General features: G+C 49.4%; 21 protein-coding genes, 1 other RNA gene and 1 pseudogene. 12 read left to right on the forward strand and 11 right to left on the reverse strand.

The window, feature by feature from the left end:
* Positions 1–14: 14 nt before the first annotated feature.
* Together HXZ99_RS01040 and ssrA are read right to left on the reverse strand one after the other, a co-directional pair.
* Positions 15–650 carry a membrane-associated protein gene (locus HXZ99_RS01040; RefSeq protein WP_194755418.1) on the reverse strand — a complete coding sequence of 212 codons (636 nt, stop codon included), beginning with the start codon at positions 648–650 and terminating at the stop codon, positions 15–17.
* Between the two features lie 388 nt (positions 651–1,038).
* Positions 1,039–1,393, reverse strand: a transfer-messenger RNA (tmRNA) gene (gene ssrA / locus HXZ99_RS01045).
* Between the two features lie 155 nt (positions 1,394–1,548).
* Between ssrA and HXZ99_RS12140 the strand changes: the two are divergent.
* The 3 genes and pseudogenes from HXZ99_RS12140 to HXZ99_RS01055 all read left to right on the forward strand — a co-directional run.
* Positions 1,549–1,950: pseudogene (locus HXZ99_RS12140) on the forward strand (DUF2784 domain-containing protein); the annotation flags it as partial.
* A gap of 57 nt (positions 1,951–2,007) precedes the next feature.
* Complete coding sequence (locus HXZ99_RS01050; protein ID WP_228517575.1) at positions 2,008–2,934, forward strand: M14 family metallopeptidase; 927 nt, start codon at positions 2,008–2,010, stop codon at positions 2,932–2,934.
* Between the two features lie 80 nt (positions 2,935–3,014).
* Positions 3,015–3,941: a hypothetical protein gene (locus HXZ99_RS01055; protein ID WP_194755420.1), complete on the forward strand. Its 927-nt coding sequence runs from the start codon at positions 3,015–3,017 to the stop codon at positions 3,939–3,941.
* On the opposite strand, the gene HXZ99_RS01060 is transcribed toward HXZ99_RS01055, so the two are convergent.
* The gene (locus HXZ99_RS01060) at positions 3,918–4,793 is read right to left on the reverse strand and encodes a DUF1028 domain-containing protein (RefSeq protein WP_194755421.1); all 876 of its coding nucleotides are present in this window, start codon (positions 4,791–4,793) and stop codon (positions 3,918–3,920) included. The genes HXZ99_RS01055 and HXZ99_RS01060 overlap by 24 nt on opposite strands.
* A gap of 72 nt (positions 4,794–4,865) precedes the next feature.
* Complete coding sequence (gene tesB / locus HXZ99_RS01065; protein ID WP_194755422.1) at positions 4,866–5,726, reverse strand: acyl-CoA thioesterase II; 861 nt, start codon at positions 5,724–5,726, stop codon at positions 4,866–4,868.
* 231 nt (positions 5,727–5,957) lie between these two features.
* Between tesB and acnA the strand changes: the two genes are divergently transcribed.
* The gene (gene acnA / locus HXZ99_RS01070; protein ID WP_194755423.1) at positions 5,958–8,672 is read left to right on the forward strand and encodes an aconitate hydratase AcnA; all 2,715 of its coding nucleotides are present in this window, start codon (positions 5,958–5,960) and stop codon (positions 8,670–8,672) included.
* A 76-nt stretch (positions 8,673–8,748) separates the two neighbouring features.
* On the opposite strand, the gene HXZ99_RS01075 is transcribed toward acnA, so the two are convergent.
* Both HXZ99_RS01075 and mfd read right to left on the reverse strand, forming a co-directional pair.
* Positions 8,749–9,981: a CsiV family protein gene (locus HXZ99_RS01075; protein ID WP_194755424.1), complete on the reverse strand. Its 1,233-nt coding sequence runs from the start codon at positions 9,979–9,981 to the stop codon at positions 8,749–8,751.
* Between the two features lie 52 nt (positions 9,982–10,033).
* Positions 10,034–13,525, reverse strand: a complete 3,492-nt coding sequence (gene mfd, locus HXZ99_RS01080; protein ID WP_194755425.1) for a transcription-repair coupling factor — start codon at positions 13,523–13,525, stop codon at positions 10,034–10,036.
* A gap of 133 nt (positions 13,526–13,658) precedes the next feature.
* On the opposite strand from mfd, the gene HXZ99_RS01085 reads away from it, so the two are divergent.
* The 3 genes from HXZ99_RS01085 to HXZ99_RS01095 are packed head-to-tail and all read left to right on the forward strand — an operon-like array spanning position 13,659 to position 16,823.
* Positions 13,659–14,912: a lipoprotein-releasing ABC transporter permease subunit gene (locus HXZ99_RS01085; RefSeq protein WP_331458458.1), complete on the forward strand. Its 1,254-nt coding sequence runs from the start codon at positions 13,659–13,661 to the stop codon at positions 14,910–14,912.
* Positions 14,905–15,588 (forward strand): lipoprotein-releasing ABC transporter ATP-binding protein LolD, encoded by a 684-nt coding sequence (lolD, locus tag HXZ99_RS01090; RefSeq protein ID WP_194755426.1) that lies wholly within the window; start codon positions 14,905–14,907, stop codon positions 15,586–15,588. The genes HXZ99_RS01085 and lolD overlap by 8 nt, the downstream gene beginning before the upstream one ends.
* Positions 15,585–16,823 carry a lipoprotein-releasing ABC transporter permease subunit gene (locus tag HXZ99_RS01095; RefSeq protein WP_194755427.1) on the forward strand — a complete coding sequence of 413 codons (1,239 nt, stop codon included), beginning with the start codon at positions 15,585–15,587 and terminating at the stop codon, positions 16,821–16,823. The genes lolD and HXZ99_RS01095 overlap by 4 nt, the downstream gene beginning before the upstream one ends.
* Here HXZ99_RS01095 and HXZ99_RS01100 read toward each other — a convergent pair.
* Positions 16,820–17,401 (reverse strand): DUF2062 domain-containing protein, encoded by a 582-nt coding sequence (locus HXZ99_RS01100; protein WP_194755428.1) that lies wholly within the window; start codon positions 17,399–17,401, stop codon positions 16,820–16,822. The genes HXZ99_RS01095 and HXZ99_RS01100 overlap by 4 nt on opposite strands.
* A 63-nt stretch (positions 17,402–17,464) precedes the next feature.
* On the opposite strand from HXZ99_RS01100, the gene HXZ99_RS01105 reads away from it, so the two are divergent.
* The 5 genes from HXZ99_RS01105 to kdsB all read left to right on the forward strand — a co-directional run bounded on the left by HXZ99_RS01105 (position 17,465) and on the right by kdsB (position 23,842).
* The gene (locus tag HXZ99_RS01105; RefSeq protein ID WP_194755429.1) at positions 17,465–19,954 is read left to right on the forward strand and encodes a DNA internalization-related competence protein ComEC/Rec2; all 2,490 of its coding nucleotides are present in this window, start codon (positions 17,465–17,467) and stop codon (positions 19,952–19,954) included.
* A 96-nt stretch (positions 19,955–20,050) separates the two neighbouring features.
* Positions 20,051–21,802 carry a lipid A export permease/ATP-binding protein MsbA gene (msbA, locus tag HXZ99_RS01110; RefSeq protein ID WP_194755430.1) on the forward strand — a complete coding sequence of 584 codons (1,752 nt, stop codon included), beginning with the start codon at positions 20,051–20,053 and terminating at the stop codon, positions 21,800–21,802.
* Between the two features lie 32 nt (positions 21,803–21,834).
* Positions 21,835–22,902, forward strand: coding sequence for a tetraacyldisaccharide 4'-kinase (lpxK, locus tag HXZ99_RS01115; RefSeq protein ID WP_194755431.1), 1,068 nt, complete (start codon positions 21,835–21,837; stop codon positions 22,900–22,902).
* Positions 22,899–23,096 (forward strand): Trm112 family protein, encoded by a 198-nt coding sequence (locus HXZ99_RS01120; RefSeq protein ID WP_194755432.1) that lies wholly within the window; start codon positions 22,899–22,901, stop codon positions 23,094–23,096. Before lpxK ends, HXZ99_RS01120 begins: the two co-directional genes overlap by 4 nt.
* Positions 23,093–23,842, forward strand: coding sequence for a 3-deoxy-manno-octulosonate cytidylyltransferase (gene kdsB / locus HXZ99_RS01125; RefSeq protein WP_194755433.1), 750 nt, complete (start codon positions 23,093–23,095; stop codon positions 23,840–23,842). The genes HXZ99_RS01120 and kdsB overlap by 4 nt, the downstream gene beginning before the upstream one ends.
* Before the next feature lie 55 nt (positions 23,843–23,897).
* On the opposite strand, the gene HXZ99_RS01130 is transcribed toward kdsB, so the two are convergent.
* The 4 genes from HXZ99_RS01130 to ybfE all read right to left on the reverse strand — a co-directional run bounded on the left by HXZ99_RS01130 (position 23,898) and on the right by ybfE (position 26,396).
* A complete protein-coding gene (locus HXZ99_RS01130; protein ID WP_194755434.1) occupies positions 23,898–24,926 on the reverse strand; it encodes a saccharopine dehydrogenase family protein in 1,029 nt (342 codons plus the stop codon).
* Between the two features lies 1 nt (position 24,927).
* Positions 24,928–25,389: a ferric iron uptake transcriptional regulator gene (fur, locus tag HXZ99_RS01135; protein ID WP_194755435.1), complete on the reverse strand. Its 462-nt coding sequence runs from the start codon at positions 25,387–25,389 to the stop codon at positions 24,928–24,930.
* Positions 25,390–25,546: 157 nt separating this feature from the next.
* A complete protein-coding gene (fldA, locus tag HXZ99_RS01140; RefSeq protein WP_194755436.1) occupies positions 25,547–26,071 on the reverse strand; it encodes a flavodoxin FldA in 525 nt (174 codons plus the stop codon).
* A 49-nt stretch (positions 26,072–26,120) separates the two neighbouring features.
* Positions 26,121–26,396 carry a LexA regulated protein gene (gene ybfE, locus HXZ99_RS01145; RefSeq protein WP_194755437.1) on the reverse strand — a complete coding sequence of 92 codons (276 nt, stop codon included), beginning with the start codon at positions 26,394–26,396 and terminating at the stop codon, positions 26,121–26,123.
* Positions 26,397–26,413: the final 17 nt, after the last annotated feature.

Here is a 26,413-nt window from a genome sequence, read left to right on the forward strand (position 1 = left end):
ATAGCGAGCGTTATTTAGTCTACTCTAGATTTATTAAAAAAATGCTTGAGTAACAAATGAGTAGGAATATAAATCACAACAACAAAGGCAATCCATAACAGCAGTAAATACAACCATGGATTGATTACATCTTGGGGCGCGCCAGGGCCGTACACCCAGTTAATATTTGCCGAAGGCTCACTCACTAAATAAGTCACAGGTAAAACAACCAGAGCGATGGCAGATTGTAGCGGTAACGCTCGTTCATCGTAACCAAATTGATACAGCATATAAAAGAGCACCAGTGGCAGGGCAATATGGAAGGTAGCTGAAAGAAAGCGAATATGCAGTGCCATGTCGGGATCAAACATATAGCTTGCGATCACGGTAAAATAACTGAGTGTGACAAAATCTAGCACCCACACAAGTTCTGGTATCAACACGGCAACGGCCATGGTACTTGCGAGCAGTCGGTTACCGAACCATAATGCGGGCACTAGTAAAATCAGCGCAATATCTGAAAACCACAGATAATTGGCTGGCCCCATATAATCCCACCAAAAAACCAACACCACCACAGCGATAACCGTAAAGCCGAGTTTTATCCATAACGGTATGTCTTTTCCCGATCCTGAGTTCTTATAGGCACTCTTAAACCTGACTAAGGACATTAACACCCCCGTGAATTAACTAAGGTTTCTAGTAGTTTAGCAAACTGAGGCAGAGAGGGGGGGAACGCCCAAACCCCCATGGACGGGTTTACGGCGTCCAGCACGGGGACATTCCTGATCCCGTGTCTACCCGGAGCGAGAGACCAACGCGGTGCGTTGGCTACCACCATACTTGAAGCTGTGCCGGAAATACGGGGTTAGGATATGGCGCCGTGCGGGTGTGCGCGGCATGGATGCCGCGCCCAAGCCCCCATGGATGGGTTTACGGCGTCCCGCACGGGGACATTCCTGACACCGTGTCTACCCGGAGCTAGAGACCAACGCGATGCAATGGCTACGACAGACCCAATAAAAAACCCCGCACTTTTCAGTGCAGGGTTTCAGTGTTTGGTGGAGCTGGGGGGATTTGAACCCCCGTCCGCAATATCGCCACCCTCGGTACTACATGCTTAGCCGTCTCATTTAATTAACTACTGAAACGCCGAGGGGCAGGCTTTTCAGCAGCGAGTCCGATTGGTTTTAACGCTTTGGCTCCGGACGAAGCCGCCACGCGAGTCTGACTTAGATGACTATCCAGACCTGGTCTCTCAGACGAAGCGCCAGTGGATAGCTAGCGGGCTATTATGCCGCTAGAGCGTAGTTGTCGTCGTTTGCAACTATTAGTTTGAGGCTTTTTACGAGGCCAGCCTCACCTCGGCATGCACCTTGAGCTTTATATATCCCGTCGAATCCTAATCAGCCCCAGATGTTAGAACAGGTTCATTATAACGAACTTGGCAAGAATACGCTACGACAACCTGAATGCATTCTGAGTCTATTTGCACGGGTTTGGGGTGTGTTCAGCGGATATTTTACGTTATTGTATAGACAGTCTAATCGCCTAAACCCAGATATATTCATGCCAAAACTAATTTCCGCACCCGAGTGGACTGCTTTCGTGCCCTATCCAAGCATTGCTGCAGATATCGTCATGGTGCTGCACGGGCTTATTGTGTTGTTTGTCGTCATAGCACTGCCACTCACCATTATCGGTGGGATAAAGCGCTGGCGTTGGATTAGGAACACCTGGTTTCGGTTAGCGCATTTGGTGATTATTTTGATTGTGGTGATTCAGGCGTTGTCGGGTCGCTATTGTCCACTTACGTACGTTGAACGCGATTTGCGTTTGGCGGCGGGACAATCCAGTTTTGACGCCTCATTTATTGATCACTGGGTATCCAAGTTTATCTATTTTGATTTGCCTGCGTGGGTGTTTATGGTCACCTACGTTCTTTTTTGTTTGGCCGTGATGTATACGTGGTGGCGTTGGCCGCCGCGGTTAGTCGGCTATCGTCGTAAATTTGAAGCGAGGTTATATATGAAGCATAACGAAACCTATCCAATTGGCACGCCAGGACAACCGTGGGACGAAGCCGATATGCAAGCGTGGCTCACCCGTCAACGTATTCGTCGCTCCTATGAAACGGATGTTCTTAGCGCTATTGAAGGGTTACGTGATGACTTTGCGGTAGAAAGCTATGGGACCTTGCCGTACGCAAGCTTAGTGGGGCGCGATTATCCGCTATTTTTAGTGAAATCAAAGCAGTGGGACGAATCGAAACCGATTCTGGTGGTTACCGGAGGCGTTCATGGCTATGAAACATCGGGAGTACACGGCGCAATACGTTTTCTGCAAACAAAAGCGAAGCACTATGAAACCTCGGTAAACATTCTCGTATTCCCGTGCATTAGTCCTTGGGGATACGAAACCATTAATCGTTGGAACCCATTAGCGGTGGATCCGAATCGTTCATTTCTTGCCGACTCACCTGCCCAAGAGGCGGCACTGGCAATGGCTGTGGTGGAGAAATTAGAAGGCACCGTCCTTATGCATATCGATTTGCATGAAACCACCGACACGGACAATACCGAGTTCCGCCCTGCGTTAGCGGCACGTGAAGGGACGGTGAATACCAACTGGAATATTCCCGATGGCTTTTATCTGGTAGGGGATAGTGAGCGTCCGACGCTTGATTTCCAAAAGGCGATTCTTAAATCCGTGAGCAAAGTAACCCATATTGCCGAAGCGGATGAGCGCAATGAACTCATCGGTGCGCCTGTGGACTACCCTGGATTGATTCATTATGCAGGGAAACGCTATGGCCTTTGTATGGGATTAACTGACGCACCTTTTGTATCAACGACCGAAGTGTATCCCGATAGCGCCAATGCTACTCCTGAAATCTGTACACAGGCCCAGGTCGCGGCTGTGGTGGGTGGTATTGAGTACGCGCTGAAGGCGTAAAATCTGCGCCCAGATTAGCGCTTGTACAAAAAGTGGGGTAGGGTAAAGCCGATCCCCACGTTACTAAAAAGAATAAATAGATGCACCCAAGGAAGAATTTTAAAATTCGGCAGTATATTGCCTCCCATTCGATTTTGCGGCTCACGCTCGATTTTATCATCGTCAATGCCGTGCTCGCGATGTTGTTGGCAATCATCATCGGCTTTGTTATTGGTGATGTGCAAAATACCATTACCTATTTTTATCATATCTATACCGAGTTGTTTGGGAAGGAACCCCGCTGGACACTGCCTGATCAATTTATGTATCAGAATATTCGGGCGTTTCTGGCTACCTTGTCGTTGCTCTCGCCGTCTATTTTCCTCGGGATTATCATCTATAAATTCTTTGTACTGAGCCGCGATAATATTGTGTTTCGCAGTAAAGCGGATGTGTTCGAAGAAGGGGATGACCGCTATCTCAATATTCATTTCTATATCGCGTCGTCGTTGCGCTTGTATAACTTACGCTTTTCCGCGTTTATCCGCACTTACGAGAAGAAACGAGAAGATAATTCTGAAAAGCTCTACCCCATGAATACGTTCCCGCTGCGGTTAGGCCAAGACTCTATGTATCCGTTGCCATATAACTACGTACCCAGCCGCTTCCGATTGCGTTTCAAATCACCCAAGGTGAATTTTTTGAAAGATGGCGTTATTGAAGTGATTACCAAAGAAAGAACGCTTCGATTAGATAGTAAGCAAGGGGATTTTTGCGAATTATACATTATCGCCCGAGGACAAGTACCCGAGTTGCAAGCACGCTTTAACGAAGTGAAGCGCTATCGCTTACCAGAAGACATATCCCATGAACCTTTGCCGCAGATGTGTACGCGTTTTATTCGCGATAAGAACCGCTTTGAAGTAGATAACTGGCAAGATTTTGAACCCGAGAAAAAACGCCGAGGGTGGTTGAAATCCTGGCGCGCTAAAATGCGCAAGCGCCTATACACGAAGCAAGCGAAGTAATGCGTGCCCCTCACTAAACAGCAACGAGCTAAAGCGATTCTTTTTCATATCGTAATTACTCGCTAGGTTATGTGTGGCAAGCAGCGTCAAAACTTGTTCCGGCTCATGGGGAACGCTTTCAGATGACTGTTTTAATAGGGCCAGAATGGACGCTAGCAACTTATTATCGGCAGGGCTAAGTTGCGCTTCTGGAATCATGTTGTGGGCAAAGTGTTGAGGGTTATAGAGCTTAAATAAGCTATATAAATCTCGCAATTCGGCAAGGGGGTGTGCCGACGCATCTACGCGCAAATCCACTAAGGTATCGGAGCTTCCCAAGTATCCCGCACCGGGACGTTTTATCAGCAGGGCGGCGGCCAGCTTGCCCCGATAATCACCGCCATGCTGCTGTCCTGCGAGCATAGCTCGGAGCATGGCGTCGCCCAGTTCTAAACCATGGCGCAAGGCATCGGTAAAGGTGCTTGCCACCACATCGATAGTACCTTGAACCAACATATTGCCGCAGGCAAAGAAATTATCCCCTTGAATCGACTCCACCGCTGGAGTGCATTCCGGACCGTCATAGAGTAAGCATTCGCCATGGCGGTTCATCAGGCCAAGTTGACGTTTGGAGGCAATAGGGTCGTCTTCTAAATAAGATTCGAGCACCCGTGCGAGCGGTGTTTCATGGCGCAGGTTATCAAGTGCCAACCTGGCCGATTCGGGATGGGCAAAGGATTGCGAGACAACAATGCCGCCGCGGGCGTCCACCCAAGGTACCAATGAACCCACGGCCAGAAAGTTAGAGGCCGTGATCACGGCATAAGTATCGGTCGCAGGATCACGAGCTGCTAAGGTAAAGGTGGCGATCATCGGATGAACTCCTCATGGCATCATGTATTAACCCTAACAGCCTGCAGGGGCTTTGCAAGTAGTGCCCACGATTTAGTCGCGCTCGCGAATTAACCCTTCTTGAATCGTGGACGCTACTAAGGTGCCGTCACGGCTAAATATTTGTCCCCGAACAAGCCCGCGAGCACCCTGCGCCGATGGACTATCGATGGCGTACAGCAACCAATCATCCATCCGAAATGGGCGGTGGAACCACATCGCATGGTCAATAGTCGCCATTTGTATTTTTGGATCCGCGAAGGTTTTACCGTGGGGCTGCAAGGATGTCGGTAAAAAATTAAAATCGGAAGCATAGGCGAGTAGATATTGATGTACGCGTTGATCATCAGGAAGCGCGCCATTGGATTTTAGCCATACATAGCGCTTAGGTTCACAGGCCTTCGGACGAAACGGGTTATATTCGGTAACAAAGCGCATCAGAATAGGTTTATCGCTGATAAATTTATTGCGAATACTCTCTGGGATTAGCTCTGCATGCTCGCGATAGATATCTAGATCTGAGGGTAGACCTTCTGGGCCAGGAACTTCAGGCATGGTGTCTTGGTGCTCAGCACCGCTTTCTGGGGTTTGGTAACTCGCCGTCATGTAGAAAATAGGCTTTCCAAACTGAATCGCTTTGACCCGGCGGGTAGAGAAACTTTTACCGTCGCGTACATTTTCAACATCATAAATAATCGGCTTGCTAGCATCGCCGGGCCGTAGGAAATAACTGTGAAACGAGTGCACCGCGCGATCTTCAGGAATGGTGTCTTTTGCTGCCGAGAGTGCTTGCCCCATAACTTGCCCGCCAAATACGGCGCGAAAGCCTAAATCTTGGCTCTGTCCACGATAAATGCCTTGCTCGATGGACTCAAGATGCAGTAGTTCCAGTAAATCGTTTAGTACCTGACTCATAGTTTTTATTTCACTCTCGACGTTTGCAACAACGGCCTCAGTATACCGTGAAATTGCGAGTTTTTGAGGAAACTTAGTGAAAATATTCCCCCAGTGCCATGTGATATTCGTTTGCTATATATCGGTTATAGCTTGAATTTTTACAAATACAGCCCAAGCTTAGATACATCATATTATGAAATCTCACTGTCTTGATGACAGTGGGCTTTGTTTTTCCGAAAGGAGCACACTATGGCTAGCCAAGATAGTTTGAAAACCCATTCCTCACTCGAGGTAAATGGTTCAACCTACCATTATTACAGTCTCCCTAAGGCTGCAGAAGCACTCGGTGATATTGACCGCTTGCCGGTTTCCATGAAAGTTCTATTGGAAAACTTGTTACGTCATGAAGATGGCAGCACCGTAAAGAAAGAAGATTTCAACGCCATTGTCGATTGGTTAGACGAGCGAAAATCGGATAAGGAAATAGAATATCGTCCCGCTCGCGTACTGATGCAAGATTTTACCGGCGTGCCAGCCGTTGTTGATTTAGCAGCAATGCGCGACGCGGTCGCCAAAGCGGGCTTACCCGCAGATAAAATTAATCCATTATCAGCAGTGGATTTAGTGATCGACCATTCGGTCATGGTGGATAAGTTCGCTAGCCCTGAGGCGTTCGAACAGAATGTCAAAATCGAAATGGAGCGCAACAAGGAACGTTACGAGTTTCTACGCTGGGGGCAAAAAGCGTTCGATAATTTCCGTGTGGTTCCTCCGGGCACCGGCATTTGCCATCAGGTTAACTTAGAGTATTTGGCAAAAGTGGTGTGGAGCAGTGAAGAAGACGGAAAAACCTATGCCTACCCAGATACCCTTGTGGGTACCGATTCCCACACGACGATGATCAATGGTTTGGGCGTGTTAGGTTGGGGCGTAGGTGGAATCGAAGCGGAGGCTGCGATGCTCGGACAGCCCATTTCCATGCTGATCCCAGAAGTTGTCGGCTTTCGTCTCGACGGCGCTTTACCTGAGGGTGTTACCGCAACAGATTTGGTACTTACAGTGACACAAATGCTGCGCAAGAAGGGCGTGGTCGGCAAATTCGTTGAGTTTTATGGTCCCGGATTGGCCAACTTACCCCTTGCGGATCGGGCCACCATTGCCAACATGGCCCCGGAATATGGGGCTACCTGTGGCTTTTTCCCAGTCGACCAAGAGACACTGACTTACCTAGAATTATCGGGCCGTGACGCTGAAACCATTGCCTTGGTTGAAGCCTACTCAAAAGCTCAAGGTATGTGGCGTGATGACGATAGTGAACCGGTGTTCACGGATACCCTCGAGCTTAATATGAACACGGTGGTACCGTCGTTAGCAGGGCCGAAACGACCGCAAGATCGGGTAAGCCTCAGTCAATTACCGAAAAGCTTTGATCTGTTGCTCGATTCCATCGGCGTTGCAGAAGATCCAGAAATGGGCGCACCGGAGTCATTTAGCCGTGCAGAAGTAACCGAAGATACCTTGGTTCCTCTGGAAGGAACGGATCATCGCTTACGCCACGGCGATGTCGTTATCGCAGCCATTACCTCCTGTACCAACACCTCGAACCCGAGTGTGATGTTGGCGGCGGGTTTAGTGGCGAAAAAGGCGCTCGAGAAAGGATTGCAGCGAAAACCCTGGGTGAAGTCGTCGCTGGCGCCGGGCTCGAAAGTAGTGACTGATTACTTGAACGCGGCGGGCCTCAACACCTACTTGGACAAGCTCGGCTTTGATTTGGTCGGATACGGATGTACCACCTGTATCGGCAACTCAGGTCCTTTGCCGGATGATGTATCTACTGCCGTCGATAAGGGTGATCTTGTGGTGTCTTCGGTGCTCTCGGGTAATCGTAACTTTGAGGGACGTATTCATCCCCAAGTGAAAGCAAACTGGCTGGCGTCACCGCCGTTAGTGGTTGCCTTCGCGCTTGCAGGCACAACTCGGATTGATTTAAGCAAAGAGCCTCTGGGAGAAGATAAAGACGGTAATCCGGTGTATCTAAAAGATATCTGGCCGAGCACTGACGAAATTAAAACAGAGGTGAAGAAAGTGGTCAGCGACATGTTCCGTCATCAATACGCGAATGTGTTTGATGGTGATGAGCATTGGCAAGCGCTGGAAATCCCTGATAGTCAGACCTACGAATGGAATGATGAATCTACCTATGTGGCAAATCCTCCGTTTTTCCTTGGCATTGATGAGGAGCCAGAAGATCTTGAAGACATTGAAGATGCACGTGTTCTTGCGATCTTCGGCGACACCATTACCACGGATCACATTTCTCCAGCCGGTGCGATAAAGCCAGACTCTCCCGCAGGCAAATATCTGCAAGAGCAAGGCGTAGACATTCGTGATTTTAATTCTTATGGCTCCCGTCGCGGTAACCATGAAGTGATGATGCGGGGCACCTTTGCCAATATTCGCATTAAAAACTTAATGGCCGAAGGTCGGGAAGGCGGTTACACGATACATGTACCGTCTGGTGAGTCGATGTCGATTTACGATGCCGCTATGCGGTACCAGGAAGACGACACACCGCTAGTGGTTATTGCCGGAAAAGAATATGGTACCGGTTCAAGTCGTGACTGGGCGGCAAAAGGCACGCGCTTACTTGGAGTAAAAGCTGTCATTGCTGAAAGCTTTGAACGTATCCATCGGTCGAACTTAGTTGGAATGGGCGTATTGCCATTGCAATTCGATGAGGGCGATAGTGCCCAAAACCTAGGGCTAGATGGTACAGAACGCTTTAAGCTGGAGGGACTGAGCAATGACATTAAGCCAGGACAGCAGATTAAAGTAACCGCCGAAAAAGACGATGGGGATAACGTTGAATTTGTGGTGACATGCCGTATCGATACTGCAAATGAAGTGCGCTATTTCTTAAGTGGCGGTATTTTACACCACGTATTACGACAGTTGATTGCGTAAACAGTAGGGGTGTAAAGAAAGTAAAGCCGGTGTGTCGAAGACACGCCGGCTTTTTTATTAAATTATCTGCGCAGAATTAACGACGATTGGAAAGCTCAGTGCGTCGAATTTGTACAACGATGCCGTAATTTGGATGATCAAAGTAATGGGTTTGATGAGAGATCACCCGACGCAGCTGTTTAAATGGGTAGGCGCGCAAGAACTCCAAGTTATGAGCATTGGGCTCTAAAAAGTCGCTGACTTGCTCGGCCACTGAGAGAGCCGCAGGGTCTAGCTGGATAACTTCACGCAGATTAAAGTCTGTATCAATATGCAAATAGTTGCCCACCAAGTAGATATGTAACAAGCCATCAAATTCCCATACGTGCTCAGGAAGCCCGCGAGGTACTTGTTGGGGGCGTTGAGGTACTTGCGCTTCTAGAGTGCTGTCTGCGGCGAAGGTAAATTCATTACGTTCAATTGCCGAAAGTAAGTGTTGTACATTCGCTACCGCAGTGGAAGCACCGGTACTGGTGTCTACTGCTTGCTCGTGATATTGCAAACTATCCTGCAACGACGCTACGATTTCTGCGGATCGTGAGGTCGTGGGGAAGCCAAAATACTCAAAATCATCGGTGAAGTTTCGGCCGCCAATTAATCGATGTTTGCGACCGACGGTACGGCTGAAAACAGGCTGTCGCCACGCCGTATGTAAAATGGGCTCCGCGTCTCGCCGGCGATGGATTTGCTGGCGTAGCGGTGTAAGCTCAAACTGATCTTCAACCACCAGAAAAGGTGTTTCAGCGATCAGCATCTCTTCGCGAGTGCCGCGTTTATTGCCACTGATAATGACCGGTAGTTGACGTGGTAACACCGGCTGCTTTTCATCAATGTCCGAGTAAAAGTGGGGTACCAAAGGAATTTCGGGTAAACGACGACAGCCGAGTAATTGCTCAGGGGGTAATTCAATTTCGCTACGTAATGTCTCAACCGAGAGAATTTTTTCACGAATGGGTCGCACGTATGCACGGGTATCTTCACACTGTGGAAGGGCATAATAAATTGGTGAAATATCAGGTGTAAGCCGATGAGTGAAGAGATCGCGGCTACCCTCAACGGATATTGGACTGACCGTCAGTGCAAATTGCTCAGAATCGACTGCTGTTGGCTCAGTATATCGAAATACCAATACCTCAACTTCAAACCAGCGATGGCCCCGATCTGGAATGTCCTCAGTGCTTGTCTGCGCGAATGCATTCGCGCCAAACAACAGTGCTAATCCTATTGATAGAACCGCGGCACCTTTGCGAATGGGTCTGCCAGCTATCATGAATGTCGTTCTCCACAATTAAACGGGGCGTGATCGTGCGTCTGTGTAACCATCATTGCTCTGCCGTGAGCGTGCGTAATAAAGACTGTATCAGCTTTATACGTTCCTGTGTATCGTTGGTCTCCTGACGAATCTTTAACCGTTGCGCTCCTTCCATACCATACACCGTCGGTTCTTGTTGAATCATGCGAATAATGGTGGCTGGCTCCACCGGCGTGCGTTCAGCAAAATCGACATGACCTCCTTTAGGTCCGAGCTCAATTTTTCTGATGCCCAAGGGATCTGCTTGTAAACGAATTTCACTTACCCGAATAAGGTTTTTCGCCGGTTCTGGTAAGAGTCCAAAGCGATCAATGAGTTCCACTTGTAACTGGTCAAGCGCTTCGGTGGATTCGGCACCGGCAATGCGTTTGTACATCGACAAACGAATGTTAATGTCGCGAATATAATCGTCTGGAAGTAGGGCAGAGATGCGTAAATCCACTTCAGTACGATGGCTTAAAAGTTGATCAAGCGAGGGCTCTTTGCCATCTCGCAGTGCTTGTACGGCTTTTTCCAACATATCCATATACAAGCTAAAACCAATGGTTTCAATTTGTCCGCTTTGTTCATCACCAAGTAATTCACCCGCCCCGCGAATTTCCAAATCATGGGTTGCCAGCACAAAGCCGGCACCAAGATCCTCCAGTTGCGAGATAGCTTCAAGGCGCTTTACGGCATCTTTAGTTATCCGGCGCGGATGAGGAGTGAGCAGATAGGCGTATGCCTGATGATGAGAGCGTCCAACACGACCGCGCAGCTGGTGTAATTGAGCTAAGCCTAAATTGTCAGCACGGTCCATGATGATGGTATTGGCGGTGGGCACATCGATACCGGTTTCAATGATAGTCGTACACACCAGAACATTAAAACGCTGGTGATAAAAATCCGCCATGATTTTCTCAAGCTCGCGCTCGCCCATTTGCCCGTGGGCGGTTTGTACTTGTGCCTCGGGCACAAGCTCAGACAGTTCGCGCGCGGTTTTTTCGATGGTTTCCACATTGTTGTGAAGAAAATACACCTGCCCACCACGCAGAATTTCCCGGAGTACTGCCTCACGCACAGTTGCTTTATCGTATTCGCGAACAAAGGTTTTTACCGCAAGACGACGCGCTGGTGGGGTGGCAATAATGGATAAATCACGAATATTGTTCATGGCCATATTCAGCGTTCGCGGAATCGGCGTGGCGGTTAAGGTGAGAATATCCACATCGGCGCGCAGCTTTTTAATTTGCTCTTTTTGTCGCACGCCAAAACGATGTTCTTCATCGACAATGAGCAGGCCTAAGTCTTTAAATTTAATATCGTTCTGGAGTAGTTTGTGAGTGCCAATAACGATATCAACTTTGCCTTCTTCAAGCGCCGCCAAGGTAGTGGTGGTCTGCTTGCCGGTGCGAAAGCGCGATAGCAACTCGATACGCACGGGCCAATCGGCAAATCGGTTTTGAAAATTATCAAAATGCTGCTGGGCCAACAGGGTGGTTGGTACTAATACCGCAACCTGCTTTCCATCATTGACCGCGGTAAACGCAGCACGCATGGCAACTTCCGTTTTGCCAAAGCCAACATCACCACAGACCAAACGATCCATGGCGCGCGGGGTTTGCATATCCTGTAACACGGCAGTAATGGCTTCTTGTTGGTCATCGGTTTCTGTAAATGGGAAGCCTGCGGCAAAGCGGATGTGATCGTCGTCGTTCACTTGGAATGCATAGCCGGGTTTAGCTTCTCGTTGTGCATAGACTTCGAGCAGTTCAGCGGCGACATCGCGCACCTTCTCAGCGGCCTTGCGGCGCGCTTTTTCCCAACTGTCGTTGCCAAGTTTACTTAGGTGTACCTTATCTTGATCGCCTCCGCTGTAGCGGCTGATCAGGTGGAGCGACGATACCGGGACAAAAAGTTTGGTGTTGCCGTGGTAATCAAGGGTTAGAAATTCGGTGGCGATACCGCCAGCATCTAAGGTGGTGAGGCCTTGGTAGCGCCCGATACCATGATCAACGTGAACAACGAGCTGGCCTAAGCTAAGCTCTGCCAAGTTGCGAATAAGTGCATCGGCTTGTTGGGCATTTTTCTTATCGACTTTACGCCGCTGTGGGGCGCGGTGACCGAGCAGATCAGTTTCGGTAATCACCCAGAGTCCGGGTAACTCGCCCAGATCGGCATAAAAAGAGTGCTCGAGCGGACTTACCATGATGGCCACGGGGCTTTCGTGGGTAAGCGCATCGGCGAAATGGTGTAGCTCAACCGGATGGATAGCCGCTTTACCGAGTAGTTCTAACAAACTCTCACGTCGACCCGCTGATTCCACACAAAATAGAATACGTTGATGCTTGTTACGGGCACTCGACACATGCTCACGAATTTTATGCAGGGGATCTTTGTGCCGGGCATCGACATTAATGTCTGGAACTGGGCGCGTTTTAAAGTCAACGGGCCCTGGTGAGCGCTGTCCTTCAATCACGCCAAGACGAATGCGCGGGTACTGTTTTAGCTGTTCAAATAACTCATTCTCTGCCAAAAACAGTTGCTGAGGCGGTAAAATCGGCTTTTGCCGATCATAGCGGCGATCTTCATAGCGAAACTGTAAGTCATGCCACAGTTTTTGTACTTGTTTGGTGAGATCCCCGTAGGTTAGTACCAGGGTGTCCTTTGGTAAATAATCGAATAAAGTGGCTGTGTCTTGAAAGAACAGCGGGAAATAGTATTCGATGCCAGCAGGCATGATGCCCTGAGTCACTTGCTGATACACCGACTCGCGGGAGGTGAGCGCCTCAAATTGTTCTCGAAATTGGCGGCGAAATAACTCTATTCCATCGGGGGTGGTTGGAAACTCTCGCGCAGGCAACAATGAAATGCGGTCAATCGGAGCGTCCGACAGTTGCGTGTCGGTATCAAAGGTTCGGATGCTATCAATTTCATCATCGAAGAAGTCAATGCGTAACGGCGCTTCTGTACCCATGGGGAAGACGTCGAGAATGGAGCCGCGTAACGAGTATTCGCCATGCTCCATCACTTGATTTACATGACGATAACCGGCGGTGTCGAGTTGATGGCGAAGGCCTTCAAGAGGCTGTGCTTGGCCTTTTTCAAGTAAAAATCGATGGCCGGCAATATATGAAGGCGGCGCGAATCTGTGCATTAAGGTATTGGCGGCAACAATAAGAATTCCGTTTTCAGCACCGGGTAATTGCGCTAAAACCCGAATGCGGTCGGAAATAATATCTTGATGGGGTGAAAAATTGTCGTATGGCAAGGTTTCCCAATCAGGCAGTACTTGGATGTCGTTGGCAAACTGAGGCGCAAAGAAACGCAATTCTTCTTCAAGTCGATAAGCACTTGGCGCATCGGCAGTCACAAGTAAAAGCATGCCTTGGCGTTGTTGCAGCAATTGGCTTATGGCAAGCGACAAGCTGCTTCCGGCCAAATGACGCCATGTCATTTCCTTGCCGCTCGCAGCAGGTTTCGACTCTGGAAAAGGGGGCTTTAATAAAGAAATCTGACTCATGAAATACTCAATGGTTGTCCATCGCACAGGGCAAGTTTGCGATTATACAGCAAAGCAACTGCTTCGGGCAGGTTGTACCGACACGCGGTTGTGATTATCCTTGCTATTCATCTTTTGGATTCGGAATTCATTCGTGTTGAAATTCTCATTGCCGATCCCCGTATTTTTGGCGCTTCGTTACAGTCGTTCGCGGGAACGATCGTCCTTCACTCGTTTTATTAGTCGATTTGTCATGGCAGGGATCATGCTAGGTGTTATGGCATTGATTATTGTGATGTCAGTGATGAATGGTTTTGAACGGGAGTTAAAAACCCGAATACTAGGCATTGTGCCTCAGGTGACCGTTATCGATGCGGCACAAGGTTCGCTGTCCGATTGGCACCAGCGAGCCGCACAATTGCAGTGGCCGCAACAGGTTCAGCATGTTAGTCCGTTTGTCCAGTCGGAAGGCTTAGTTCAAGGTGAAGGACAGCTGCAAGCGGTGATGCTGCAAGGTATTTATCCGGAACATGAGCCCGCTAATAGCGTCTTAGCGGCGCATCTGTTAATGGGCCGGTTAACGGATCTGCAGGCCGGAGAATACCGCGTATTTATTGGCCGCCCTTTGGCGATGCAATTGGAAGCCCATGTGGGTGATCGCATTCGTATTACCGCTGCTGCAGGGCAACAGCACACACCGCTTGGCGTGATGCCCGCACAACGTCAGTTTACGGTGGCCGGTATCTTTGAAGTAGGGGCCGATATTGATCAGCAGTTGGTGTTGATGCACGGACAAGATGCAGCTCGCTTATTTCGTTTTCCGGAGGGAAATGTGAGTGGTATTCGGTTATGGCTGAATGATGCATTCCAAGCGCGGGATGTGGCGAACCAACTGAATCGACAAATCGAGCAACTGCAGCTGACGGATCAGTTACATGTGCGTGATTGGCAAGAACGCTTTGGTCAGTTATTCGCGGCGGTACGCATGGAAAAGGGCATGATGATGGTGATGCTAGGGCTGATTGTTGCTGTCGCCGCGTTCAATGCGGTATCGGCCTTAGTGATGCTCATTCAAGATAAACGCAGCGATATTGCGGTGCTACAAACCTTAGGTCTGTCGCGGACGCGCTTGTATCAAACCTTGATTATTCAGGGCATGTATAGCGGTGTGGTCGGTATTTTGTTGGGAACCTTTTTAGGTGTGTTATTAACCTACAGCCTCAATCCAATTTTAATGACGGCCGGCATTGATATCTTTATGCATGGTCAAGCTATGCCTTTTGAAGTGCGCTGGCGCCAAATTGCAGACATTGTGCTGGCAGCGCTTGTCTTAACCATGATCGCGACACTATACCCAGCGTGGCGAGCGGCACGTATCCAACCGGCAGAGATTTTACGCTATGAATAAGTTAATTCAGGTTCAAGGACTATCGAAAAGTTATCAAGATGGCGAGCAGCGCGTATGTGTTCTTGAACACCTCGACTTTCAACTTGAAGCCGGTGAAATGTTGGCTATCGTCGGTGCATCGGGTTCGGGTAAGAGTACTTTCTTGCATATTCTTGGGGGCTTAGATAGCCCTGACGCGGGCATCTTAGAGGTGGTGGCAGCGCGGCCCTCTGAGATGAGCGCAAATGCGTTAGCGAAATGGCGGAATCGTTCCCTTGGCTTTATTTATCAATTTCATCACTTGCTCGGTGAATTTAGTGCCCTTGAGAATGTGGCGATGCCGCTGCTTATTGCCGGAAAATCAACCAAGATTGCGCATGAGCAAGCCAAAGCGTTGCTTGAGCGTGTGGGTTTGGGCCATCGCTTGCATCATGCGCCGGCGAAGCTGTCCGGTGGTGAGCGGCAACGGGTGGCGATTGCGCGAGCGTTAGTCAATAACCCCGCATTAGTGCTGGCTGACGAGCCAACGGGTAACCTTGATGAAGACACCGCTGCGGTCATTTACGACTTGATGCTGGAGTTAAATAAAGAATTTAATACAGCGTTTATTGTGGTAACCCACGATACCGCCTTGGCGAAAAAGCTGCCTCGGCAATTGCATCTTGATCACGGTGTTTTTGTGGAGGGTGTGGCATGAATTTGCCGTTGTTGTTAGCGCAACGCTTTCGACGCAGTCGTGAAAAAACACGCTATCTAAGTTTTATATCCGCGTCCTCAACCATAGGTATTGGTTTAGGCTGCGCCATTTTGATTGTGCTGTTATCGGTCATGAATGGCTTTCAAAAAGCGCTTGAAGAAGATTTTCTATCACTGGTTCCCCACGTTGAGTACCGCGCGGTGCGCGGAAGTTTGCGCGATTGGCAAGAAGTGGTCGCGGTGGCGGAACAGCATTCAGGGGTACGCGCCGCCGCCCCCGTGATCGTGCTCAGCGCAATGATCCAGCAACCGGGGCGATTTCGTGGGCTTGAGCTGCGTGCGATAGAACCCGACTACGAAGCAAGGGTTTCCGGTCTGCGCCGCTACGTCAGTGATACCGATTGGAATCATTTTAAAGAAACGCCGAATGGCATTTTACTTGGACAGGGCATGGCAGACTTGCTCAATGTGGGTATCGGCGATGATCTGGTGGTGATGATTCCGCAATTACAGAATAGCGGCGGTTTGCGAGCGCCACGCAGGCTATCAACGCAAGTGGCGGGTATATTTGCCATGGGTGGCGAATTGGATTTCCAACAAGGTTATATTCACTTGCAAACAGGACGCGAAGCGGCGCGATTAGATGGTGACGCCAGCGCGGTGCGCCTCGCCCTGCATAATGTATACGATGCCCCGCACGTGGCGCATGAGGTCGCACGACAAATTAATGAATATGCCTATATTCACGATTGGACCCGCACCGAGGGGCACTTGTACCGCGACATTCAGCTTGTGCGTACAATAATGTATCTGGTGTTGGTGCTCGTACTCGCGGTAGCATCCTTTAATATTGTATCGACTTTAGTGATGGTGGTGCAGGAGAAAAAAGCCAGTATCGCCATCTTGAAGACTATGGGTGCGGATCATCGCCTGATTTTGCATACCTTTGTTTGGCAGGGAAGTTTAAACGGCGTTATTGGCGCACTTCTTGGGGGAGTTATTGGCAGCTTAGTTGCACTTTACTTGCCGGCCATGCTCGCACTGCTAGAGCGTCAGTTTGCCTTTTCGCTGTTGCCAAATGAACTATATTTTGTCAGTCAAATTCCGTCGGAACTCTTGCTGCGTGATGTTGTAGTGGTGATAGGCGTGGCAATGCTGACGAGCGTTCTAGCAACACTTTATCCTGCATGGCGGGCCGCAAACATGGCGCCGGTTGATGGGTTACGGGGCCGCTAATCCGCCTCGTCACGCAGACTTTGCCGGCGTTGTTTGAATTCTTCTTTAAGGGCGCGTAACCGCTCACGACGCAAACGCATGCGTTCGTCCCAAGCGCTTTGCACAGCTTGCCGCCAAATTTTACGAACCGCCAGGTAACTAAGACTGGAAAATATCGCACCAACCACGATAGAGCCGAGTAACAGGGCAGGCACTATTGACGACACGCTCGCTTGGAACCAGGCCCACGAAAGCTCAAATAGGAATGGTTCAGAGGGTTGATTCAGTAAAAAAGTACCGACGCGGTACGAACCGTAAAGCATGGGTGGCATGGTAATGGGGTTGCTGATCCACACTAATGCCACCGACAGGGGTAAATTTACCCGCAATAGAATAGCCACAGCTGCCGCTGCGACCATTTGAAACGGCATCGGCATAAAGGCGAGAAAAATCCCTACAGCAAATGCCCCGGCCGCACTGCGACGGTTGAGGTGCCATAGATTTGGGTCATGCGCGAGCTTGCCAAAGGGCTTTAAAACCCCATAGGCATTTAGCTTGTGGATGTCGGGCATAAACCGTTTTAGAAATTTTCTTGGCATGTGTGCTCGTCAATTCCAAAGGATGATGAGTAACGTTATTCACTTATTGCATGGATGCTACTTGTGAATATACCACTTCCACTCGATCGCCTGTGCGCTGCTTTTATTGCTGGCGTGCTGACAATGCCATGGTTGCACCCCGCGTGGTCACTAAGCCTTTTGGCGCTTTTTGTTGCTGTGCTACTGGCGATAAGTATATATCGGTATTGTCACAATAGTCAGACCACAGCAACGCTAGCCGCTGTATTGCTAAGTGCCCTATTGTGCGGCATTTGTTGGTCATTATTCAATGTGAAGATGCTGAATTTATGGCAACTTCCCTCAACGGAATGGCGTCAACCGGCTGAAATAAGCATACAGGTGGAATCGGTAAGCATTGCCAGTACTGAACGTTGGCAGTTTGATGGCCGCCTGGTTGACGCGCCAGCGCGTTGGCAACTTCCTTTTGCAGTAGGGCGTTGGGGGGCCCCGAAAGTACGTTTACACTGGTATTTTCCGACCGAAGTTACACCGCCTAAATCTGGTGAAATATGGCAGTTCCAAGTTCGCGCGCGCCCGGCAACGGGGCTTGCCAATGAGGGCAGCCGTCCCGCTCAGTTACGTTGGCTGCGCGACCGCATAAGAGCGAGCGTGCACATTCAATCCGGCGAAAAGATACAGCCCGCCGCGGCGACATCACTGCGTAGCTATATCGCCGAGCAAGTTCGGCCATGGCAACGAAGCGTCGATAACCCCACAGGATTGGATTACACCGGATTCCTATTAGCACTGATGACGGGCAATCGCCAAGATATTCAGTCTGCCCAATGGCATCTATTTCAGCAGACTGGCGTTGCCCATATTATGGCGATTTCCGGATTACATCTTACGTTGGTGTTTGGCTTTGCCTGGTGGCTTGGCCGTGTGCTGTGGATCTCGCTAGCAGCGAGCTATCGCTGTTGTCTAGGCAGCGCCATACAGTGCAAGGCACAGCAACCCTCCTATGAGCATTACGCATTGCTCAGCGCGTGGCTTGTTGCCTTTTGCTATGCCGCCCTCGCTGACTTTGCGGTAAGTACGGTAAGGGCGCTGATTCTAGTCAGTTTTTTTGTGGTTGTGCGCCTCCACGGGTTAAGAATAGCGCCCCTGCGTATTTTATTGCGCTGTGTTGCCTTGCTTTTACTGGTCGACCCCTTTGCCTGGTTAGATCCAGGTTTTTGGTTGTCTGTAGGCGCGGTTCTTGCCATATTTCTTTGGCAATGGCGGGCGCCATCAGACGCCTTGCAAGGAGCGCCCCTAGTTCAAAAAATAATAAGTTTATGGCGACTGGAAGTATTGCTCACGCTTGCCTTAATTCCCCTCACGATTCGTTACTTCGCGGGTATTCCGTGGATAGCTCCTGTCACCAACCTATGGGTGATTCCCATATTCACCTTGTTGATCTTACCGCTGTGCTTGCTAGCGGCATTGGTATTGGCGATTACATGGGGAACGGGGCACGCGATCGAGCAGGCGGCCTATTTCATACTTTATCCAGCGGATATTGCACTACATATCGTTATGCACGGACTTGTGCTTAGTTCTCATGTGCCGATGCACTGGCATGCGGTCGCAGATCAACGCTGGAGTGTGATACCTGCATTTTGGTTTGTGTGGCGCTATTGGCCGGCAACGCGTACTCAACGGGTGCAAATGGCTACTGCTACCAGCGTAGCCTTGCTGCTTTGGCTGCAACCTGCAGCCCCTCATGAATTCGCAGTGCACATGCTCGACGTTGGTCAGGGCAATGCGGTGGTTATTCAACGGGGCCGTAAAGCCCTTGTGTACGACGCAGGCCCGCGCTTTGCAGGTGGTTTCGATACAGGAAGGAGTGTGGTGATTCCATTCTTGCGCTACCACCGATTAACACCCGAGTGGTTAGTTCTATCGCATCCGCATCAAGATCATGTGGGCGGTGCCGAAAGCGTGCAGCGGGCATATCCAAGCGTGCAGATTTTAGAAACGCGTCTGCAACCGGAGGTTTACGTGGGTTCAGACCTTGAAGCCCAGGCGCAGACCTTGCGCTGGCCCTGTGAATGGGGCCAGGTTTGGCGCTGGCAGGGGGTGCTCATTCGGGCGTTGGCACCTATGCCAGGGCCGTCATTTGGTCCCAATAACGATAGCTGTGTCCTATTACTCGATTTTTCAGGGCAGCGAGTGCTGCTCACTGGGGATATTCAACGGCTGACAGAGCTACGAATGGTGGGGCGCTACAGTGGAAGCTTTCAAGCCGACGTGTTGCAAGTACCTCATCACGGTTCACAAACGTCGAGCCAGCTTGAGTTTATCGATCGAGTTGCTCCGAAAGTCGCTTTGGTGGGAACTGGCTTCTTAAATCAATGGGGTATGCCTCATAAAGATGTACAAAAACGTTATCAAAAACGGCATATTCCGCTGTTCAATACTGGCTATTCTGGTCAAATATCGGTCATACTCACTGGTAATACCGATACCGGTTTTAGTTGGAAGGTGCGGCCATTTCGTCAAGCAATTCAGCCGCTTTGGTTTTTACAGCAACCGATTCAGACCGACTAAAATGCTGCTGCTGACACCTTGCTCATCAATGCTGACTGGTCAAGAGATTCGGGTTACGGTTACAATGACATGGATTTCACAACAAAATGGATTCCAATGGATTCTCAACCTAAACGAAAATCTAATTTCCGACGGTTATTAAAATACTTAAAGCCATACCGTCTAGCCTTCGTTATCGCAGTGATTGGTATGCTCGGTTACGCTGGCGTCGATACATTCTTTTTCTACCACATTGAAACCTTGATTGATGATGGGCTCGGTGCCGGAAACCCGACCATTCTCATTTATGGGGCAATTTTTGTGCCTCTTATTTTTATCCTCAGGGGCTTTTTTAATTTTATATCGACGTACTTTCTCAGTTACGTGGGGTTTCATATTGTCACCAAAATGCGCCAAGAGTTATTTGAACACTTAATGCGCTTGCCCGTGTCCTATCATGATCGTATTTCTACTGGGGATCTGATTTCCAAAATAACCTACGATACGCAACAGCTTGCCGAAGCAAACAGTAGAGCCATTCTTACCCTGATTCGGGAAGGCGCATTTGTAATCGGTCTTCTTGGCTTGATGATGTATCACAGTTGGCAATTGTCGTTGGTGTTTTTGCTCATTGGTCCGGCGATTGGCAAAATCGTCGCCGTGGTTTCACGCAAATTCCGGGAAGTCAGTTCAAAAATCCAAACCGCTATGGGGAATGTAACCACATCCTCCGAGCAGATGATTAACGGTCATCAAGTGGTGGTGATGTTTGAAGGCCAACAACAAGAGTCGGAGCGTTTTGCGAACGTGAATAACTCCACCCGCCAACAGAATATGAAGTTGGTGAACATTCGCACTATTAGTACCTCGGTCATTCAATTTATCGCCTCGTTAAGCCTTGCTGCAGTGCTCTTTATTGCGAGTTTCCCAAGCATGCTCGATCAGTTAACGCCGGGCGCTTTCACTACATTGCTCACCTGTATGATTATGCTATTACGGCCGTTAAAGCAGTTAACCAATGTGAATGCTGATTTTCAGCGCGGTCTGGCGGCTTCTGCCAGTATTTTCACGGTACTTGATGAGGAAGCAGAAAAAGATACAGGGCGTATGCAGCGGGACCGAGTGAATGGCGATCTCGCAGTAGAGAATGTCACCTTTCGTTATCCAGGCAAAAAGGCTGCGGCACTCGATTCCGTGAGCTTTACCATTCCCGCGGGGAAAACACTGGCGCTAGTGGGGCGTTCGGGCAGTGGTAAATCAACTATTTCGAGTTTATTAACGCGTTTTTATGATTATGAAACCGGTGTGATCAAGCTTGATGGCGTCGATATTCGTGAATACGATTTGCGCTCGTTGCGACGTCAGTTTGCTGTGGTCTCGCAAAGCGTCAGTTTGTTCAACGATACCATTGCCAACAATATTGCCTATGGCGCAAACCGCTCGGTGAGCCAAGCGGACATCGATCGGGCATTGAAGCTTGCGTACGCTGATGAATTTGTAAATAAGTTACCAGAAGGGCTAGATACCATTGTGGGTGAAAATGGCGTGATGTTATCAGGCGGTCAACGCCAGCGGATTGCGATTGCACGTGCGCTATTGCGGGATGCACCTATACTCATCCTTGATGAGGCGACATCGGCATTGGATACTGAATCTGAACGTCATATTCAACAAGCGTTAGAGAATTTGCAGCAGAATCGTACATCATTAGTGATTGCCCATCGGTTATCAACCATTGAGGCTGCCGATGAAATTCTGGTGATGGACCAAGGTAAAGTGGTTGAGCGTGGTACCCATGACACTCTAATCGAGCAAAATGGGGCTTATGCTCAGTTGTATCAAATGCAGTTTGGTAGTGATTCAGTGTGAAATTAAAATCGAAGAGGAAGGTGTTGCCGCAAATGCAGCAACGCAAACAAGAAAAGCAGATCGTGCGCTGGTGGTATCAACCCAAGCTAGCGTTGCCATTATGGCCTCTCGCGCCGTTGAGCGGCCTGTTTACCTGCATCGCTGCATTCAGACGTGGTTTATATAAAATTCGTTTAAAACGTCGCACGAAAGTGGCAATACCCGTGGTAGTGGTCGGTAATGTCACCGTGGGTGGAACTGGAAAAACCCCAACAGTGATGGGTCTGGTGCGATTACTGCAAGCGGCTGGGTATCGCCCCGGCATTGTCAGCCGCGGTTATGGAGGCGAAGGTCCATTCCCTCAGCGTGTTGATCATAACAGCTCGCCCTTGCAGGTAGGCGATGAGCCTAAGTTACTTGCAGAGCTCACCGGTGTTCCGGTGGTGGTGGCACCAAAGCGAGTCACTGCCGCCCAACTGCTAGAATCCACGGGTGAGGTCGATATTATTTTAGCCGATGACGGATTACAGCATTACGCCTTAGATCGCGATATAGAGATTGCGGTGGTGGATGGTGAACGTGGTTTAGGAAATGGTTGGCGCTTGCCCGTAGGACCGTTACGGGAAAGTCGCAGACGCCTACGCACAACAAATTGGGTGATTGTGAATGGCGGGCAAACGGCTACCATTGAAGGGTTAAAGCTCAAGCGTGCTGAGCAAGCAGTTCCGATGACCCTGGCGGCCATAGGATGGCGTCGAGTCAGTGATGGCGCAGAGATTGATGTTCCTGATGGCGAGAGTGTGTTGGCCATTGCCGGTATTGGGAATCCAGAACGGTTTTTTAATTTTGTTATGGAACATGGCATTGATATCCAAGAAACCCGAGTGTTTTCTGATCATCACGCCTATTCGGCGCAAGATTTTTATGATGTCAGCAATGAAGTACCCATTCTCATGACCGAAAAAGACGCGATAAAGTGCCGTTCATTTGCGCGTCCTCATTGGTACTATTTGCAGGTGTCGGCGCAATTTCCAGATACCTTTGAAGAACAGTTTCTACGTGCCGTACAACAAGCGTCAGAAAAGATTTCTGCGACTCAACAGCAGGGAGTAAACGCATGAGTATTCCTACAAATATGTTATCTATTTTGGCTTGCCCTTCGTGCAAGGGTAAGTTGGTATGGAATCAAGATAAAAGCGAACTTGTATGTCGTGGCGAGCAATTGGCATACCCAGTAACGGAAGGTATTCCTGCATTACTCGCAAGTGCTGCACGCGAATTATCGGTCGCTGAATTGGAGCAAATAAAAAAATGAGTTTCACGGTAGTCATTCCAGCGCGCTATCAATCCACCCGTTTACCGGGCAAGCCTCTTGCAGATATTCATGGCAAACCCATGATTCAGCATGTGTATGAACGTGCCGTGCAAAGTGGGGCTTCAGAAGTAATTATTGCCACAGATGACCAACGTATAGTGGATGTTGTAAGTGGATTCGGTGGCAGAGCCATGCTTACCTCAAGCGATCATCAGTCAGGCACGGAGCGTTTGGCGGAAGTGGTGGATTTATTGGCCTTGGCCGATGATCAAGTCGTCGTCAATGTGCAAGGGGATGAACCCTTTATTCCACCTGAAATCATTTGTCAGGTCGCGGAGAACTTATCAAGTCAGCGTACTGCACCCATGGCAACTCTGTCAGTGCCGTTAACCAACTCCGATGAATTGTTTAATCCAAATGTCGTTAAAGTAGTGGCGGATGGCTCAAACTACGCACTGTATTTCAGTCGCGCCGCTATTCCGTGGGATCGCGAGCGCTTTACCGCCAATCGCGATCACGCTGAGTTAATGCTAGGAATGTATCGGCGCCATGTGGGTATTTATGCGTACCGCGCAGGCTTTGTTGAGCGCTATGCCGAGTGGGAGCCAAGTCCGTTAGAACAGTTGGAATCACTTGAGCAACTGCGGGTACTCTGGCACGGTGAGAAAATTCATGTGGCGGAAGCGATAATCGAACCGCCGGCTGGAATTGATACCCCCGAAGATCTCGAGAGAGCGCGAAAATAGACCAAAAAAAAGCTAGCGGATGCTAGCTTTTTTATGTCGAAGCGACGGTGTATGGTTAAACGCGAAACTTCTCGATAAGGTGTGGGCCATATAATTTTGACGGAGTGTTAAAGCCCCCGGGGGTCGGGTGGTTTAATACATGCATCGCCATCGTCACTGCGCCTTGCGCAGTGAGTGTATATCCATTCATCACCTTCTCACGGATGGTTACCACCTCACCCTGCGCATTGCGGGCCTCTCCCCATACCCACGTGTAATGGGCTTTACGTTCTTTTTCTTCGGGGCCAGCGGGTTGCTGGTCAATTTTCTGCATAAGCCAGCGTTTCATAAATTCGGCGCGGAATAACCAACGTACCCAGTTCATATTGCGCATGCGTTTCACCAGTTTTGGAGACGCAGGAATATACACTTCAATATTTTCGATGCCGGTACTGTAATAGGCCGTCGATACATCGCCCCAAGGTATGGTCATCGCCATTTTTTCGCCACCGCCAAAATCGATGTTCTCCGCTTTATAGGCTAAAGGGACACTAACAATCTTGCCATCGCGGCGAATGGCGCCACCTTGGCCAATGCGACGCACACTGGTTTTTGCGGTACCTCGACTCATCCGTGAGCGAGAGTCAAAGCCAAGGCGTAAGTGGGTTGCATCGGGAAGTTGTGCTTTTAGCTGCGCGGCGACACAGTCGGTGGGAATAACATCGAAGCCGACACCGGGACAGATCACAATACCGGCGCTTTGGGCCGCAGCGTTAAAACTGGCACCGAGTTCAAAAATATCTAACTCGCCAGTGATATCTAAATAATGGGTTTTACTTTCGATACAGGCACGCATCATTACTTCAGCAGTAAGTTCAAATGGGCCTGCACAGTGCACAACTAAATCGATATCACTGAGCTGTTCGGCAACCTGAGGGGCTCTGTCTAAGGCAAATATGCGGCTAGGTAATCCTAACGTTTCTGCTAATTCGGTAACGGCTTTTTCATTGCGGCCAGCAAGGATAGGGCGGTGGCCTTGTTCAACTGCGTGGCGGGCAATCAGCTCTCCGGTGTAGCCGTTTGCTCCGTAAATCATCCATTCCATATTAAATCTCGATTCTATGATGATCGGCGTCTTCGCGATTATGTTCGCAGGTGGCTGCGTACTTGCACTCACCGTATAGGTAAAGACTATGATTCGTGAGTTTTAAGCCATGTTCGGTGGCCACTTGTATTTGTCGGCGTTCAATGGTGTCGTCTTCAAATTCGATAACGCGACCGCAGGTGAGGCAAACGAGGTGATCATGATGAGATTTTGCGCTCAGCTCAAACACGGAACGACCGCCTTCGAAGTGGTGCCGCGTAACAATACCCGCGTCATCAAATTGGTTGAGCACCCGATAAACGGTGGCTAAGCCCACTTCTTCGCCTTGTTCCAGAAGAATCTTATACACTTCTTCCGCACTCACATGTTGGTGCGCGGGATTCTTCATGACTTCAAGAATTTTGATCCGAGGCGAGGTTACCTTTAGCCCGGCTTGTTTTAATTGAGCATCTGGCGTTGTCATCAAGATCTCCGATTGTTCAACTGATTTCGATTATAGACACATCCGAGCAGCGATGAAAACAGCATTGACTATCCGATAGCCAAATCGCACCAAAAAGGATCAAAAAAAGCCCCAAGGGATGAACTCTGTGGGGCTTTTTTGCACAATATTACTCAGGTTATGCGAGTTGGTCTAAGCCCATTTCTTCCATCAATTGAGCGCACCATGCTTTTACCCGATCTTTTGTGAGTTCAGGTTGACGATCTTCATCAATGCCTAATCCAACAAAATGGTCGTCATCGGCCATGCCTTTGGACGCTTCAAAGTGATAGCTTTCCGTAGGCCAGTGGCCAATAATGATGCCGCCACGGGCTTCAACGATATCGCGAATCATGCCCATTGCATCGAGGAAGTATTCCGCATAATCCTCTTGGTCACCGCAACCAAAGATCGCAACCACTTTGCCCTCGAAGTCGACTTCCTCAAGTTCTGGGAAAAAATCATCCCAATCGCACTGAGCTTCGCCGTAATACCAAGTAGGGATACCAAAGATCAGTAGATCATATTCGGCGATCTCCTCTTTGGTCGACTTGGCGATATCTTTGACATCGATAAGATGCTTGCCAAGTTCTTTCTGAATCATTTGTGCGACGGCTTCTGTGTTGCCCGTATCACTACCAAAAAATAATCCAACGGTTGCCATAGTTACGTGGTTCCCAATACGTCGTGTTAAACCAGTGTGTTAAGAAGCGTTACTTGGTACGCATCCCTTTCATAATTAGATTTTCAATCAGGGTGCTGCGACTGATACCTTGTGCTTCTGCTTGCTCAGTCAGCGCATTGTAGAGTTCATCGGCGAGCTTTAATTCCACCCGACGCAACCCTTTTGCTTTATCGCGTTGGAGCTGTCGGCGTTTATTTAACCGAAGCTGTTGCTCGCGTGGCAGTGGGTTCGTGCGGGGACGCCCAGGACGCTTCTCAGCCTGAAATAAATCGGGAGTAATTTTATCTGCTGCTTCTTTCGCCATAGTTAGAATTCAGGTGC

Source organism: Aliidiomarina indica (assembly GCF_015354615.1).
GTDB lineage: Bacteria > Pseudomonadota > Gammaproteobacteria > Enterobacterales > Alteromonadaceae > Aliidiomarina > Aliidiomarina indica.